At 53.0% G+C, this 17,004-nt stretch carries 12 protein-coding genes, 1 pseudogene and 1 other annotated feature; of the genes and pseudogenes, 3 read left to right on the top strand and 10 right to left on the bottom strand.

Translation table 11 applies throughout. The annotated features are described in order from the left end of the window. Positions 1 to 117 precede the first annotated feature (117 nt). Positions 118 to 468 (top strand): iron-sulfur cluster biosynthesis family protein, encoded by a 351-nt coding sequence (locus tag DPV68_RS05635; RefSeq protein ID WP_114165814.1) that lies wholly within the window; start codon positions 118 to 120, stop codon positions 466 to 468. Then, entirely contained in the window at positions 465 to 647 is a 183-nt protein-coding gene (locus tag DPV68_RS05630) for a hypothetical protein (RefSeq protein ID WP_114165813.1), read from the top strand. The genes DPV68_RS05635 and DPV68_RS05630 overlap by 4 nt, the downstream gene beginning before the upstream one ends. Before the next feature lie 335 nt (positions 648 to 982). Here DPV68_RS05630 and DPV68_RS05620 read toward each other — a convergent pair whose 3' ends face one another. The 8 genes and pseudogenes from DPV68_RS05620 to secD form a co-directional block, all read right to left on the bottom strand. Further along, positions 983 to 2,116, bottom strand: a complete 1,134-nt coding sequence (locus tag DPV68_RS05620) for a hypothetical protein (RefSeq protein WP_114165811.1) — start codon at positions 2,114 to 2,116, stop codon at positions 983 to 985. Positions 2,117 to 2,232: 116 nt separating this feature from the next. Then, a complete protein-coding gene (gene aspS, locus DPV68_RS05615; protein ID WP_114165810.1) occupies positions 2,233 to 4,005 on the bottom strand; it encodes an aspartate--tRNA ligase in 1,773 nt (590 codons plus the stop codon). Beyond that, positions 4,002 to 5,282, bottom strand: coding sequence for a histidine--tRNA ligase (gene hisS / locus DPV68_RS05610; RefSeq protein ID WP_114165809.1), 1,281 nt, complete (start codon positions 5,280 to 5,282; stop codon positions 4,002 to 4,004). The genes aspS and hisS overlap by 4 nt, the downstream gene beginning before the upstream one ends. A gap of 39 nt (positions 5,283 to 5,321) precedes the next feature. Further along, positions 5,322 to 5,557: a binding site (T-box leader), on the bottom strand. Positions 5,558 to 5,595: 38 nt separating this feature from the next. Continuing rightward, the gene (gene dtd, locus DPV68_RS05605) at positions 5,596 to 6,039 is read right to left on the bottom strand and encodes a D-aminoacyl-tRNA deacylase (protein ID WP_034776885.1); all 444 of its coding nucleotides are present in this window, start codon (positions 6,037 to 6,039) and stop codon (positions 5,596 to 5,598) included. Between the two features lie 16 nt (positions 6,040 to 6,055). Continuing rightward, on the bottom strand, positions 6,056 to 8,188 hold the full coding sequence (locus DPV68_RS05600) for a RelA/SpoT family protein (RefSeq protein WP_370447065.1): 2,133 nt from the start codon (positions 8,186 to 8,188) through the stop codon (positions 6,056 to 6,058). 243 nt (positions 8,189 to 8,431) lie between these two features. After that, positions 8,432 to 8,950, bottom strand: coding sequence for an adenine phosphoribosyltransferase (locus DPV68_RS05595; RefSeq protein ID WP_034776883.1), 519 nt, complete (start codon positions 8,948 to 8,950; stop codon positions 8,432 to 8,434). A 1-nt stretch (position 8,951) separates the two neighbouring features. Then, positions 8,952 to 11,243, bottom strand: coding sequence for a single-stranded-DNA-specific exonuclease RecJ (gene recJ / locus DPV68_RS05590; protein WP_114165807.1), 2,292 nt, complete (start codon positions 11,241 to 11,243; stop codon positions 8,952 to 8,954). A 102-nt stretch (positions 11,244 to 11,345) separates the two neighbouring features. Next, positions 11,346 to 13,560, bottom strand: a pseudogene (gene secD, locus DPV68_RS15180) (protein translocase subunit SecD). Between the two features lie 219 nt (positions 13,561 to 13,779). On the opposite strand from secD, the gene zupT reads away from it, so the two are divergent. Beyond that, positions 13,780 to 14,634 (top strand): zinc transporter ZupT, encoded by an 855-nt coding sequence (gene zupT / locus DPV68_RS05575; protein ID WP_114165804.1) that lies wholly within the window; start codon positions 13,780 to 13,782, stop codon positions 14,632 to 14,634. A gap of 108 nt (positions 14,635 to 14,742) precedes the next feature. Here zupT and DPV68_RS05570 read toward each other — a convergent pair whose 3' ends face one another. Together DPV68_RS05570 and DPV68_RS05565 are read right to left on the bottom strand one after the other, a co-directional pair. Beyond that, positions 14,743 to 15,045, bottom strand: a complete 303-nt coding sequence (locus DPV68_RS05570) for a hypothetical protein (RefSeq protein ID WP_114165803.1) — start codon at positions 15,043 to 15,045, stop codon at positions 14,743 to 14,745. A 13-nt stretch (positions 15,046 to 15,058) separates the two neighbouring features. Then, the gene (locus DPV68_RS05565) at positions 15,059 to 16,831 is read right to left on the bottom strand and encodes a methyl-accepting chemotaxis protein (protein WP_114165802.1); all 1,773 of its coding nucleotides are present in this window, start codon (positions 16,829 to 16,831) and stop codon (positions 15,059 to 15,061) included. Between the last annotated feature and the right edge of the window lie 173 nt (positions 16,832 to 17,004).

Genomic DNA, 17,004 nt, shown 5'->3' with positions numbered 1-17,004 from the left:
CGTTTCCCCCTTCTAAACAAATAGTTTACGCCTTTTTGCAGGAAGTGGAAAACGAGAAGCACGTCTTTTTCAATCTTTTTTCCAGCGCGGTATAATAGAAATAAGGAGCTGATTCAAATGAACGTACAAATTACAGAACGTGCCCAGGCGCGGATTGACGCCTTAAAAGGCGACCGTGACGGACAGATGCATTTGTTTTATGAGACGGAAGGCTGCGGTTGCGGCAATAGCGGCATCTTCGAGATTCGCTATGTGACCGAGACGACACCGGAAGACGTCGAGATTGATTCGAACATCGGCCCTGTCCTCATCAAGAACTGGACAAAAGTGTTTCTCGACGAAGACATGATCATCGACTATCGCGAAGATAAACGATCGCTCGTCTTGAAGAGCAACGGCCAAGTGTTCAACTCGAACTTGCTCGTGACCGATGGGACCGGTTGCCAGTTGAACGTCCCGAGCCGATGAAGCAGGCGTTACAAAATCATCCGAGCCTCTGGCTGTGGTTCATCCTCAGCTTCGGGCTCGGTTTGTTCGGCATCTACCTCGCTTTCACCGACTCGGTCTACACGATGACGGCCGTAATCGCCTCGCTGTTCGCCTTCGGGTTCGCGCTTCAGCAGACTAGTAAACGAATGGATAATTAGGGGATATAAGGTTTTTATTCCAATCCACATGATATAATTTCTAAAAAGGGGGCTATCTCATGTGGTTTACAAACAAAATGCTTAACTATCCGACAGCGCTCTGGGGCGTATTTATTACAGGGCTATGGGTTTGGTTCAGCATCCGATTTGAAGATACTTTATCTTCACTTTTCGTGAATCTAACGTATATCAGTTTTATGTTAGCTTTGCTTCTTCTCGCTATGGTGATCCTCCGATCAATCAAATCTAGAAGCCGGACGAATCATAAAACGAGTAGATGAAACAACAAAAATCGTCACTTCCATAACCGGAGGTGACGATTTTTGGTTTCCATGTCAGTTCACATCGATGGTGTAAAACGTAATCAACCCGCCATCCCCAAGTTCGGCGTAGGCGATTTGACCATCACGATAGATTGGCTTAGACGTCGTGCCGCCTCGACTCGGCAAATACGAAACCGTCGCTTCATTCAAATCCGCAACTAATAAGCGATTCATGCCTTCGCGGAATAGGATGCGCTGATCCGGCAAGAAACGAAACGAGTCAAATGTAATCTTTGACTGTGTGCTTTTATGTTGGAACTGTTTCGCTCCCCCCGTCAGCCCTACAAAATCGGCACGTCCTTCTTTTCCAAGAGCAACATAGTCCGCACCTGTTTCAAAGTCGACCAATGCGCCCATATCCTCGTCAAACGTTCCATCGAGCGTGGTTAACTTTGTCGTTTTTTCCCCATCAGCGAATGAGCTTCGATGGACGATGACACCGTCCTCACCAACTCTGTAATCGAATACGTACTCGCCATCTCGTTTCTCCCCTTCTTGAAGCGTGAACGTTTGAATCGTTTCCACCGTGGCCGTATCATACAAATACTGCATCACCGCCGACGTCGTCATCGTTTCTGATGCCTCATAATCAACCCATGTGACGCGATCATCCGATGCATTCAAATGAGGAACGGGCGTCTCGAACATACTGACCCCGTTATAAAGTTCAGTCAGTTCCGATGCGTCGAGCCTCATCCGGAAAATGGACCAAGCATATCCATTGTCTTCAGTCAGTTCATATTCAATCCAAAATATTTCATCTTTGATGCCGACGAGACTACCGATTGTTCTTGATGTCTTATGTAACGACCGATTAGTTGCTCGTTCCGTATCATACACGTAGATGTCACGGCCGACTTCACCGACAGAATCCGTATAGACAATGTGTTCATCGACCATATGCTCCGGTGCAATCATCGCGACTTTATGTTGGAAGAACGATGATAGGTCATAGTCCTTCACTGCCCCGATTGAGGCGTCCTCGGCGACGGGACGCAATCGAATCATTTCCGAATCTTCCGATTTGGCCTCCTCGACGGTCTCGTCAACTTTCGGCGTCGCTTCCGTTTCTTGATTACATCCTGCTAAGATTGTCGTCAATCCAATCACCAACCCGATCGATTGAACAATTTTTCTTGGTTTCATGCTTCCCCGGCTCCCCCATCTTCATCATACAATTTATTCCATAACTATATCACTTTTCCACTTATTCACATATACGCAAAAAGACCCGCCAATCGACGGGTCCTTGTGACTAAACGTTATTTCTTCTCTTTCACCGCTGTCCGAATCGACAACTCCTCGAGTTGTGCATCCGCGACCGGGCTTGGTGCTTGTGTGAGCAAGTCGCTCGCCGACGCCGTTTTCGGGAAGGCGATCGTGTCACGAAGGTTCGAACGACCCGCGAGGATCATGACGAGACGGTCGAGACCGAGGGCGATACCTGCGTGCGGCGGTGTACCGTATTCGAACGCTTCGAGCAAGAAGCCGAACTGGTCGACCGCTTCTTGTTCTGTGAAGCCGAGCAATTTGAACATGCGCTCTTGAATGTCACGTTCATAAATCCGTTGCGATCCGCCACCGAGCTCATAACCGTTCAAGACGAGGTCATAGGCAAGGGCGCGTACGCTCGCTGGGTCCGTCTCGAGAAGATGGAGGTCGTCACGGTTAGGCATCGTGAACGGGTGGTGGTTGGCGTAGAAACGGCCGTCTTCTTCTTCGAACGTGACGAGCGGGAAGTCTGTCACCCAAAGGAAGTTGAACTTCGACTCGTCAATAAGACCGAGCTCATGACCGAGTTTGACGCGAAGCGCGCCGAGACTGTCGGCGACGACGCTTGGTTTTGACGCCACGAAGAGGAGCAGGTCGCCCGCTTCCGCGTTCGTCGCTTCCATCAACTTCTGAGCGTACGTCTCGTCGAAGAACTTGGCGATCGGACCGTTCAAGCCTTCTGGTGTCACTTTGAGCCAAGCGAGGCCTTTCGCACCGTAGACGGCCGTGAACTCTTGAAGCTTGTCGATATCTTTACGCGAGAACTTGTCCGCCTCGCCTTTGACGTTGATCGCTTTCACTTGTCCGTTTGACTCGAGAGCCATATCGAACACTTTGAAGCCGGCACCTGTGACCGCGTCGACGACGTCGATGAGTTCGAGACCGAAACGTGTGTCCGGTTTGTCTGAACCGAAACGGCGCATCGCTTCTTCGTATGTCATCCGCTCGAACTTGGCCGGCGTATCGGTGCGACCGAGCGTCGCTTCCATGACTTGCCCCATCATCGATTCCATCATCGCCATCAAGTCTTCGACGTCCATGAAGCTCGTCTCGATGTCGACTTGCGTGAATTCCGGTTGACGGTCGGCCCGAAGGTCTTCGTCACGGAAGCAACGTGCGATTTGGAAGTAACGGTCGAACCCGGCCACCATGAGGAGCTGTTTGAACAACTGTGGTGATTGCGGGAGCGCGTAGAACTCGCCGCCGTGGACACGGCTTGGGACGAGATAGTCACGCGCGCCTTCTGGTGTCGATTTCGTCAAAATCGGCGTCTCGACTTCGAGGAACTCTTCTTCCGTCAAGAAGTTACGAATCGTGTTCGACGCTTTCGAACGAAGACGGAACGTCTCTTGGAGCGCCGGACGACGGAGGTCAAGGTAACGGTATTTGAGACGGAGGTCTTCCGATACGTTCTCGGCCTCGTCACCGATTGGAATCGGTGTCATCTTCGCCGCGTTCAAGATGTTAATCTCTGAAGCGATGACTTCGACGTTCCCAGTCGGCATGTTCGGGTTCTTGTTCTCACGCTCGAGGACAGTCCCTTTGATATCGAGCACGTATTCGCTGCGAATCGATTCGGCGAGTTGGTGCACCGCTTCGTTTTCCGGGCGAACGACGACTTGGACGATGCCTGTGCGGTCACGAAGGTCGATGAAAATGAGTCCTCCAAGGTCACGACGTTTTTGTACCCATCCTTTAAGTTGTACGTCTTGGCCGATGAGTGACTCTGTCACGCGGCCGTTCATATGTGTGCGTCCGATCATTGTCCTGCTCCTTCCGATAGTTCACGAATTTTGTCTGCGACGGCCGAGAGCGGCACGTCGACTTGTTCCCCGGTCGCCATGACCTTGAGGGAAGCTGAGCCGCGTTCGACTTCATCGTCTCCGAGGATGACGGTGAACTTCGCGTTCAAGCGGTCGGCTTGTTTGAATTGGCCTTTGAACTTGCGGCCGAGATAATCGCGGTCCGCCTTGAAGCCTTCGCTGCGAAGCAGTTGCAACAGGCGTGTCGCCGTCACTTCGACTTCCGTGCCGCCTTGGGCGACGACGAAGACGTCAAGTCCCGTCTCGAGTTCAGGAAGTACTCCTTCGTTCTCAAGAGCAAGGATGAGACGCTCGAGCCCGATCCCGAATCCGATGCCCGGCATGTCCGGTCCACCGATGTCTTGGACGAGACCGTTATAGCGTCCCCCACCGCAAAGCGTTGTGATGGCGCCGAAGCCTTCTGCTTCCGACATGATTTCGAACGCCGTGTGCGTATAGTAGTCGAGACCACGGACGAGCGTCGGGTCGACGACGTAGGCGACACCGAGCGCATCCAAGTGCGCGAGGACTTTCTCGAAATACGTCTTCGACTCTTCGTTCAAGAAGTCGAGAATCGAAGGTGCCGATTTCATCGACGGGTGGTCGCGGTCGACTTTGCAGTCGAGGACGCGAAGCGGGTTTTGATGCAGTCGCGTCTGGCAATCTTGGCAAAGCTCGTCTTGGACCGGCTCGAAGTGACGGATGAGCGCTTCGCGGTGAGCGTTGCGGCTCTCAGCGTCACCGAGCGAGTTGACGACGACTTTGATTTTTTTGAGCCCGAACGATTTGTAAATCGTGTAGGCGAGGCTGATCACTTCTGCGTCGACGGCCGAGTCGCTGCTACCGATTGCCTCGACACCGTATTGGTGCAGTTGGCGGAACCGTCCTTTTTGTGGACGCTCGTAACGGAACATCGGTCCCATGTAGTACAGTTTCGTCGGCTGGTCGGGGCTACCGAACAGTTTGTTCGTGACGAAGGCGCGGACGACCGAGGCCGTTCCTTCCGGACGGAGCGTATACTCGTCCTTGCCTTTCTTGACGAGCGTGAACATCTCTTTTTGGACGATGTCCGTCGTCTCGCCGACGCTCCTTGTGAATAGGTCGGTCGTTTCAAAAATCGGGGTACGAATCTCTTTATAGTTGTAACGGGCGCTGATGTCGCGTAGTTTCTCTTCGACATACTGCCACGTCTCGACCGTGCCCGGAAGCAGGTCTTGTGTGCCGCGTGGTGCTTTCATCCAATTTCCCTCCTTAGCATACAAAAAGGCCCTCGTCCGCAAAGGGACGAGAGCCTGTTAAAGTTTCCCGTGGTACCACCCTCGTTGCAGAGCCAATACTTGAAACTCTGCCACTCGAAATCGGTTAACGCCCGATGAAACGGCTCCCCCTACTCTAAGTTCAAGGAAGCACCTCCAAAGTGTCGTTCGGGTCATCATCCAGTCGATGCTTTCAGCCTAGGCATCGCTCTCTTTGCTGGTGGGGTGACCGTACTCTTCTTTATCGCAGGTGTTAGGTTATATGGTTCATGATGCCGAATCGTGCCCGCTTCTGTCAAGCGTTTTTTTCGAGCATGAGCGTCACCGGTCCGTCATTGACGAGCGCGACGTCCATCATCGCCCCGAACTGCCCGGTCTCGACGACGAGCCCGTGCGTCCGCAATCGTTCATTGAACTTCTCGTAAAGTCGTTCCGCGATGTCCGGCTTCGCCGCTTGCGTGAACGCGGGACGACGGCCTTTCTGCGTGTCGCCGTACAGTGTGAACTGTGATACGGACAACACTTTCCCGTCGACGTCTTGAATCGATAAGTTCATCTTCTCATCCGCGTCCTCGAAGACACGGAGTCCGGCCACCTTGTCGGCGAGCCAGTTCACTTCCGTCTCGGTGTCCTCGTGGGTCACCCCGACGAGGAGCAGATAGCCGGCCTCGATTTGGCCGACCGTCTCCGCATCGACGGTGACAGAGGCTTGTTTCACTCGTTGCAACAATACACGCACTGAAATCTTCCTTTCGTCACGTCATCATGACTCGGCTGACCGAGTACACGTCCGAGATTTGCTTGATCCGGTCGACGACTTTTTGCAGATGGTTTACGTTCGGGATTGAGATCGTCATCGAGATGCGGGCCTGTTTGTTCTGGTCCCCGCGTCCGCTGACGGCCACGATGTTCGTGTTCGTCGCCGAGACGGCTTGAAGCACGTCGTTCAAGAGCCCTGAACGGTCGTAGCCGGTGATCTCGATATCGACGTTATAGTTCTTCTCTTTCGCTTGCCCGGCTTCCCACTCGACCGTAAGGAGTCGCTCCGGATGCTGCTCATTGATGATGTTCAAGCAGTCTTTCCGGTGAATCGACACGCCGCGTCCGCGCGTGATATACCCGACGATTTCGTCGCCCGGTACCGGGTTACAGCATCGGCTCATGCGGATGAGCATGTTGTCGATCCCTTTCACCGAGACGCCGGCCTCGGCCGTCTTCTTCTTCGGTGACTGACTGACTTTCAATTCGTTGATCGCGTCCGACAGTTCAAGTTTCGGTTCTTTCCGCTGCTTCTCCGTCAACTTGTGGGCGACTTGCGCCGCCGTGATGCCGTGATAGCCGACCGCGGCATACATCTCTTCTTCATTTCCAAAATTGAACTTTTCGACGACGACGGAGAGCGACTGGTCATCAATCACTTCTTTTGGCTCGAAGCCGAGTTTTTTGATTTCGACGTCGACGAGCTCTTTGCCTTTCTCGACGTTCTCTTCACGCTGTTGGCGCTTGAACCATTGGCGGATCTTGTTCTTCGCCTGGCTCGAGACGGCGAGTTTGAGCCAGTCCTTGCTCGGTCCATAGCTATGTTTCGACGTGATGATCTCGATGATGTCACCTGTCTCGAGTTTATGGTCGAGCGGTACCATCCGTCCGTTCACTTTCGCGCCGGTCATCCGGTGACCAATCTCGGTATGGATGCGATACGCGTAATCGATTGGGACCGAGCCTTTCGGCAACTCGAAGACGTCCCCTTTCGGTGTGAAGACGTAGAGCATATCGCTAAAGAAATCGACTTTGAGCGATTCCATGAACTCCTCAGCGTCAGTCGTATCTTTTTGTAGCTCTAAAATCTCGCGCAGATGGGCGATCTTTTCATCGAACCCGTTCGTCGCGACGTTCTTTCCTTCTTTATAGGCCCAGTGCGCGGCAATCCCGAATTCGGCGATGAAGTGCATGTCCTTCGTGCGGATTTGCACTTCGAGCGGCTCACCTTTCGGTCCGATCACCGTCGTGTGGAGCGACTGATACATGTTCGGTTTCGGCATGGCGATGTAGTCTTTGAACCGACCTGGCATCGGCTTGTACTGCGTGTGGATGATGCCGAGGACGGCGTAACAGTCGCGAATCGAATCGACGATGATGCGGACGGCCATCAAGTCGTAAATCTCATTGAACTCTTTCTTATGCTTTACCATCTTGTTATAAATCGAGTAGATATGCTTCGGGCGGCCGTTGACGTCGGCCTCGATGCTCACGTCCTCGAGGACGGCGTTCACTTCCGTGATGACCGATGTGACGAGCGCTTCCCGCTCGGTCCGTTTCTGTTTCATCATCGAGACGATCTTATAGTATTGCTGCGGGTTGATATAACGTAACGAGATATCTTCGAGTTCCCATTTGATCGTCGAGATCCCCATCCGGTGGGCGAGCGGTGCAAAGATTTCGAGCGTCTCTTCCGCCTTTTGCACTTGCTTCTCTTTCGGCATATGTTGAAGCGTCCGCATGTTATGCAGACGGTCGGCGAGTTTGATCAAGATGACACGTACGTCTTCAGCCATCGCGATAATCATCTTGCGGTGATTCTCGGCGAGCTCTTCTTTTTTCGATTTATATTTGATTTTACCGAGCTTCGTCACACCGTCGACGAGCATGGCCACCTCGACCCCAAACTCGTCAGCGAGTTGTTTGAGCGTGATGTCCGTGTCTTCAACGACATCATGAAGAAGCGCACCGATAATCGTCGTCGCGTCTAACCCGATATCAACGAGAATACCGGCCACTTGGACCGGATGCAGAATGTAGGGTTCGCCGGAACGTCGGAACTGACCGGTATGATGCAGTTTTGCGTATTCGTAAGCGCGTCTCACTTCGGCAATCTCGTCTTCACCCATATACTCCCCGAGCGCGTCGAGAAGGTCCTCAATACTTACGATTTGTTTTTTGGTCATAACATTCGACACCCTTTTTCTTGCCGCTCCAATCGACTCGGACAAGTCGCAGCATGGTAGTAGTTAACGTACGTGGTTGTTCTAATTTTACTTACTATTATCGAAAAAATCTGACGACCTGTCAAAGGTTGTGGGTTATTTTACTCAAAAACTATTCAAAAAAGGGAAGCCATCGCTTCCCTTTGATTAATCTTCGTAACGAATGAGTGAGAACACGTCGTATCCTTCGAGACGCTCACGTCCACCAAGTCCATCAAGCTCGATTAAGAATCCGATCCCAGCGACGACGCCGCCGAGCTGTTCAATCATTTTGATTGTCGCTTCGATCGTTCCGCCTGTTGCGAGCAAGTCATCTAAGATGACGACTTGTTGGCCTGGTTTGATCGAGTCTTTGTGCATCGTCAAAATATCTGTGCCGTATTCGAGTCCGTAAGAGACGCGAACCGTCTCCCGTGGCAACTTGCCTTCTTTACGGACCGGGACGAACCCGAGCTCAAGTGCGTACGCTGCCGGGCAACCGACGACGAAACCGCGTGCCTCAGGGCCGGCGATGAGTTCGGCACCGCGCTCCTGTGCGTAAGCGATGAGCTCGTCGACCGCTTTTTTGTAAGCCGGACCGTCTTGCATGAGTGACGTGATGTCCTTGAAGCTGATCCCTTCTTTCGGGTAATCCGCTACTTCTTTAATATGCTGTTTGAAATCCATTTTATGTGTAAGCCTCCTGCATCTTGTTCGATCGCAATGATTGTAACCGCTCTTTCAGTTCTGCCAACGACGCATAGATGAAACGCTCCTCGAGTTGGACTCGTCCAACCCGGCGCTTATAACATGGCGCTTCGGTCAAATCGCGTTTCGGCGCTTCTGGATTCACTCCAGGCAGTCCGTCTTCCATTGTAACAAGAAACTCGAGTTCAGAGAATACTTGATGCATAAATTGAATCGTATTTTTTGACCATTTTCGCTCGATTGACAAACGAATCAAGTTTTCGCGCAGGTTTTTCCGTTCGCACGTCGCCATGTGGACGTAGTATGTTCGGAAATCTTCACGCGTCGGCAACTTCTCGAAGAACGAGCCGCCTTGTCCGAACGCACAGTAGATACGTTCTACGTCCTCGGTCAACAAGTCCGCCAATACGTCTTCCTCGTCCGGCAAATCGAGCAAGACGACAAAAGGCTTGAGCGGCGTATCGAGGTCGTGGAGCGGGAAGTCGTCCCGCCCTTGGAACGATACGAACGACGTCGTGTCGCCCGGGAGCTGTTTCAATTCGTCAAGCGAGTTTTTCTTACCCCGATAATCGAACACTTGGAACCCGTCGACACGGATGTCTTGAATCATGAGCTGCGGCTTGCGCATCCCGTTCCATTCATTCACTTGCAGACTGCCCATGACCGAGACGTGGGCCATCTTCGAAATCTCGGAGACGACGTGGCCGAATCCGAAACCGATCCCGTCGAGTTCACGTTTGTCCCCGGCAAGCTGAACTTTCAAATGGGTGTTGTCACGTCCGATTTGACGGATGTCTCGCAGTCTTGCGTCTGCCACGACGACGCGTGGTGACGGATTACCCATCCCGAACGGGGCGAGCTTGCCGATTTCCGAGATCAAGTCGAGCGACACGTCGTTCACGTCAAGTTTCAAGTCGACGTTGACGCGGGCGACGAACGTCTCGTCCGGAATCGACTCGGCTTGTTCGTTCAGACGACGGCGCAGTTCGGCCACGTTCTCCGATAACAAGGTCATCCCGGCTGCGGCCGGGTGTCCGCCGAAGTGCGGCAAGATGTCTTCATTTTTCGATAGTTCTTTGAACAAGTCGAAGCCGTCAATTGACCGGCCCGACCCCTTCGCTTTCCCCGTCTTCGGGTCGTGGCATAATAGGATGACCGGACGATAGTACGCCTCGACGAGCCGTGATGCGACGATCCCGACGACACCCGGATTCCATCGTTCGCTGGCGACGACGAGGACGCGGTCGTCCGTCATCGAAGCCTCGACGAGTTCCGTCGCTTCCTTGGCGATCGTCTTGACGATGTCTTGACGTTCTTTGTTCTGTTTGTCGAGCTGCTTCGCCAGTTCGAGTGCCTCCTCGACGCTCTCGGCTAGTAGCATTTGGAGCGCTGGCATCGCCGAGTCAAGACGACCGGCAGCGTTGATGCGTGGTCCGAATGCGAACCCGACCGACTCCTCGTTCAACGTCCCGTCCGTCAAGGCGCATACTTCGCGGAGCGCAAGAATCCCTGGACGTTTCGAATCGTCGAGCGCCTTCAGTCCAAGCTTCGCGAGCAGACGGTTCTCCCCGTCGAGCGGGACGAGGTCGGCGATCGTACCGAGCACAGCCAAATCGAGTAACTCTTCTGGCATCCGGCCGAGCACGGCATGCGCCACTTTGAGCGCGACGCCTGCCCCGGCGAGCTTGTCATACGGATATGACGGATCGATGTGAGGATGGATGATGGCGAACGCGTCTGGGAGCGTCGCTTTCGGTTCATGGTGGTCAGTGATAATCAAATCGACACCGAGCTCTTTTAAGAGCGCTGCCTCTTCAATCCCTGAAATCCCACAGTCGACCGTGATGATGAGCGTGAACCCTTCACCCGCGGCCCAGCCGAACGCCTCTTTGTTCGGACCGTAGCCTTCCGTGAATCGGTTCGGAATGTAACATTCCGCCATGACACCGATCTCGGTCAAGGCGTGCCACATGACGGCCGAGGCGCTGACACCATCGACATCATAGTCGCCGTAGATGAGCACCATCTCACCATCGTCGGCCGCTCGTTTCAAACGGTCGACGACTTTATTCATCTGTTCAAACAAGTATGGATCGTGGAACGTCAACTTCTCTTCAACGTATAAAAACGCCTTGGCCGCCTCGACATCGCGGTGCCCCCGTTGCGTGAGGAGCGTCGCGAGTTGCTTCGATATATTTAGTTCTGTCTGTAGCTGTTCAACCGCGGTCGTATCCGTCTCCGGATACACCCATCGTTTCTTCGCATGATACATAGTCCTTCACTCCAATCAATTGTAGATTATATCAGAACGAGCGACTGAAGTGCCGTCTTGACATTCATAAAAGGTCCCCCGAACGATTCGGGAGACCTGCGGTTACGCCTCTGGGGCGGTTTCTTTCTTTTTGTTGAGCGACATGCCTTTGAGAAGCATCCACAAGTACGAGGCGATGAAAATCGATGAGTACATCCCCATGACGAGACCGATGAGCAACGCGATTGAGAAACCGCGGATCGACTCGGCGCCGAACACGTACAAGGCGATGACCGTCAAGAGCACGGTGACGACCGTGTTGACCGAGCGGACGATCGTCTCTTGAATCGACGTGTTGACGATGTCACGATACACGTCCATCGATTTGATTTTCCGTTCCTTCTCATACGCTTGGATGTTCTCACGGACGCGGTCGAACGTGACGATCGTATCGTTGACCGAATACCCGATAATCGTCAAGACGGCGGCGACGAAGTACAAGTTGACCTCGATACCGAAAATCGAGAACGCCACGATCATGAAGAACGCATCGTGGAGCATGGCGACGACCGTCGCGACCGCATACGAGAATTGGAAGCGGAACGTGATATAGAGGATGATCCCGAGCGACGCGAGCGCGACCGCATAGATAGCATTCCGAGCGATATCACGACCAACTTCGGCCGACACGGTGCTGATGTTCGGGTCGTTCCCGAATGTTTCCGTGAACACGGTCTTCACTGACGCGACTTCGTCTTGCGCGAGCTGACCGACGAACGTCACGTTGGCGAGCGTTCCACCTTCCGCGTATTGGACCGACGAGATGTCCTCATCGACACCAGCTTCTTCAAACGCGGCTGCCAATTCTTCTTGAGACACTTGTGATTCGGTCAACACTTCGACCCGAGTACCCGACGCGAAGTCGATCCCGAGGTTCAAGCCACGGAAGAACAAGATGCCGAGGCCGATGATGACGATGGCACATGAGATGATGAACATCGTGCGCATATGTTTCACATAATTCAATTCAGTGAGCTTAAAGTTCACGGATTTCACTCTCCTTCACACCAAACCAGCCTTTTCGTTTGTCGAACAGACGACTCGAGACGAGGAGGTGCATCAAATAACGCGAGATGAAGACGTTCGAGATGAACGTCATCGCAATCGAGATCATGAGCATGATGGCGAACCCTCGGACCGAGCTCGTCCCGAAATAGAACAAGACCGCTGCCGAGATGAGGGTCGTCAAGTTGGCATCGATAATCGTACTGAGCGAGCGCCGGTTCCCGGCACGGAATGCCGAGAGGACCGACTTCCCTGATCGGAGTTCATCCTTGATGCGCTCCGCCGTGATGATGTTCGCATCGACCGCCATCCCGACACCGAGGACGAGAGCGGCAATACCAGGGAGCGTCAAGACGGCGTTAATGCCGTTGAAGAACAACATAATCAAATTGATATACAAAATGAGCGTGATAATCGAGACGAGACCGGGTAAACGATAGAAGAACAACATGAACAAGAAGATGGCCGCGATCCCGATGAGAGACGCGAACACCGTCTTATCGAGCGCGTCTTGACCGAACTGGGCCGAGACCGACGTCGAATAGATTTCTTCAAGTTTGACCGGGAGCGCCCCGGCGTTCAAGATGTCAGCAAGACGTTGACCGCTCTCGGCATCGATGCCGCCACCCGAGATGATGGCTTTATCCGATAGGATCGGAGACGTGACGGATGCATCCGACACGATCTTCGAGTTCTCTTTTTGAATCTCCTCGGCATACGTGTCGCCTTCTTCATAATCAAGCCAGATGACGAGACGGTTTTCCGGTGCCGGACGCTGGGCAATTTGCGATGTGACTTCACCGAATTTATCCGCTGACTGGAGCGTCAGTTCAACGACCGGGGTGCCTTGTGGGTCATAGCTGAGTGCCGCGCCACGTGGAGCGAGATCTTTCCCGTCGAGGAGGACGTTATCGTCGACGTCGCGGAACGTGAGTTGTGCCGTCGACGAGAGCACTTCGCGCGCATCGTTTTGGTTCGATACGCCCGCAAGTTGGACACGGATGCGGTTACTGTCCTCAATCCGGATATCCGGTTCAGACACACCGAGGACGTTGACCCGGTTGTTGATGGCGCGAACGGTTGCATTCATCGCTGATTGATCGATGACATCGCCGTCTTCGAGCGGCTGGACTTCGTACAGCACTTCGAACCCGCCTTTAAGATCGAGGCCGAGGTTCGTATTCTTGACGACCCATGGCGTCGACAAGGCGGCGAGCATGATCGTTGCAATCATGATGACCGCAAAGATCGCGATATTCCCTTTTTTGTACATACGACTATTTCCTTTCTAAACACATGTTCTCTTAAAAAAACTTCTCTCGTTAACATTACAAATATTCTAAACATTTATCAATCGTTTTCCTAAAATTGTAACACGACACGTTGATTTCCCACGCTTTTTTGCGTGTGCGACTAAATGTTGCATTAGGGCAAAACTTGAGCTATGATATGATTATCAACTTACACATTACACGTAAAGGAGTCCTTTCCAATGGATAGTACGATACTCTATGCCTTTTTACTGACGCTGTTCGCTGGACTCGCGACGGGAATCGGAAGTATGATCGCCTTCTTCGCCAAACGGACCAACACGGCCTTCTTGTCGGTGTCCCTTGGCTTCTCAGGCGGGGTCATGATTTACGTATCCTTTATCGAGATTTTCCCGAAAGCGCTCGACGAGCTCGTCGGGGCCCATGGCGAGCAGACCGGGACGCTCTATACCGTCCTCGCCTTCTTCGGCGGGATGATGCTGATCGCGTTGATCGACAAGTTCATCCCGTCTCCTGAGAATCCACATGAAGTCAAATTCGTCGAGACGATGCAAAACGACCCGTCGTCCCAAGAACTCGCGACGACGGCGACCGAACGCGTCCCATTGAATCACGAGACGAGACAACGACTTCATAAGATGGGTCTGTTTATGGCGCTCGCCATCACCATCCATAACTTCCCGGAAGGTTTGGCGACGTTCATTTCGGCTCTCGATGACCCAGCGGTCGGTCTCGCCATCGCGATTGCTATCGCGTTACACAACATTCCGGAAGGCATCGCCGTCTCGGTTCCGATCTATTACGCGACCGGCTCTCGAAAGAAGGCGTTGAAACTGTCCTTCTTGTCCGGTCTCGCCGAACCGCTCGGCGCGGTCGTCGGTTTCCTTCTTTTGATGCCGTTCTTGAATGACACGGTGTTCGGTCTCTTGTTCGCAGGCGTCGGCGGTATCATGGTGTTCATCTCGCTCGACGAGTTACTCCCAGCTGCGCGTGAATACGGACGGGCCCACCATGCGGTGTACGGCATGGTCGCCGGTATGATGGTCATGGCAGCCAGTCTGATTTTGTTAATGTAACCAACTGAGTAAAGTAATTTGTGAAATTTTAAGAGGCCGTGGACACAAACAATTCGTGTCCACGGCCTCTTTTTTGTTTGTGCTAAATATGCGTAACAGTTACCTACCTTAGCCTAGATCCAAGTTTTCATTCTTGATTATTCCCACCGCTTCTTCTAAAGCGATTCCCGTCAGCAGAGCCAACTTCTCACGACTCACCTGATTTTGCCGAACCCATATTCGGGCTAATGATTCCCCACAACTTGCTCGAATCATCTCATCCGTACCCTCGTCATTGGCAACGGTCAACAAGGCGACTTCTACTTCCTCATCATCTGAGATATCCCCCAAATCGATGGCAGCGTCATCCCGGTCTGCGTCACTTGCCGTTTTATCTAGCAAAATCTCGATTAATGCAGTCGCTTGATCCATGCCTGGCTGCTCCTCACTCGTTAGAAGATGTCTTAAACAAATGCACGAGGTCTTTCAACTCGACCGACATATGGCTCATCGTCTCGGCGATACCGTTGATCTCTTGAATGGCGGCGAGTTGCTCTTCGACGTTCGCGCCAGCTTCTTCCACGCTTCGTTGCGTCGAGACAGCGTTCGTCGACATATCTTCGACCGAGACCGCGACCTCGGTCGTGTTCGCGCTCACTTCTTCTGTCGCCGCCGCGATTTCACTCATTTGGCGGGACGTCTCTTGAATGACTGAGACGATTTCGCGGAACGCACCGGCGACTTCTCCCATTTGGGTCACGCCGCTCGTCACATGTTGACTCGTGACGTCAAACGCGGATTCGACTTCTGACGTATCGCGCTGGATGTCGGCGACGACCGCTTGGATCTGTTTCGCCGACTGTTTCGACTCTTCGGCGAGTTTTCGGACCTCGGCCGCGACGACGGCAAACCCTTTCCCATGTTCTCCAGCCCGTGCCGCTTCAATCGCTGCGTTCAAGGCGAGCAAATTGGTCTGTTCGGTGATGGCGGTGATGGAGCGGGTGATCTTCTCGATCTCGAGCGACTGGTTCGACAAGCGCTCGACCATTTGTTGCGTCAAATCGTTCGCTCTTTGAATCTCACGCATTTGCCGTTCCGCCAACTGAATCGTTTCGAGTCCTCCACTTGCCGCTTCGAGCGTATGAATCGTCTGTTCGTTCACGCCTTGTGAGGCTGCGGCGATTTGATTCAATCCGACGACGGCTTGGTTGACGCCGGACGTCCCTTCCTCGGCACGTTTCGCCGAGACTTCCGCCGCGAGATTCATCTGTTCGAACAGCCCGGCCACATCTTGCGTCGTCGTGGCGACGTGATCCGTGCTGGCGTACAGCTCTTCCGAATAGGCCGTCACTTTATCCGAGGCTGCCCCAACTTGACGAATCAAACCGACGAGATTACGTTTCATGTCGTTGAACGCCGTGACGAGGTCACCAAGTTCGTCGTTCGAACCGACCTCGATATCGTCTCCGGTCAAGTCTCCTTCGGCGACGACGCGCGCTTCGCTGACGAGTCGATTGATCGGCTTCAAGAACAGCTTTTGGAGGGCTAGTAGTGAAAGTAGACCGACAGCGACGCCGATGATGCTGATGACGACCATCCAGATGATCGATTGCCCGGCACTCGCCTGGACCGCTTCCGATTCAGCGGCGAGCGCTTCGCCCTGATATGCGACGAGGTCGGTCACCGTCATCCGGACGCGATCCGTCGTCGGTGTCACACTCGTATTGAGCACCGTCTTATAGCCGATTTCGTCTTGCTGTTGACGGAGGTCGATGACACGCGCCATTTCCGTGTCGAGAAGTTGATTGAACTTCTCCAAATCACCGATCCAGGCGATGACTTTCGGATCTGACGACGATTGTTTGAGCGTATTCATCAACTCGTCACGTGTTGTCTGCGCCGCTTCGAGACTGATCAATGTCTTCGGGTTCGAGACGAGCAAGTAGTAGTTCAAATAGCGCTCGGCATCGGTCACAGTCAGCGCCAAATCTTCGGCGACGAGCATATCTTGGAGCCGTTCGTTCAAGACCCGGTCATACTCTGACGTCGCACTCTGTAATTGGTACGACCCGAGTCCTCCGACCAGCAATAAGGCGATCAAAGTCGGGATAAGCGCCATCGCCATTTTCCGCCGCATCGATGAACGGCCTTTCAGCCTCTCAGGACGACGGCGAACCTTCCAATTTTTAAGCGGGCGTAGCATTCGTTTCACATCCATGTCTTCTTCTCCTTCTTTCCCATTCTTCTCAACTTGACGATAATGCAAACGTTTTCACGATTCAATTTGATTTTTGTAAATAAGGTGGATGATTCCTCGGATTGACGAAGTTTGACAAAAAGCCGCCACTTCCGCTATGATACAAATCGTAATAATTACTATTTATGAGGTGA

Source organism: Exiguobacterium sp. TNDT2, from assembly GCF_003331145.1.
Taxonomy (GTDB): Bacteria; Bacillota; Bacilli; order Exiguobacteriales; family Exiguobacteriaceae; genus Exiguobacterium.
The sequence above is the reverse complement of the archived record's forward strand: the minus strand, read 5'-3'. Positions and strand labels throughout refer to the sequence as shown.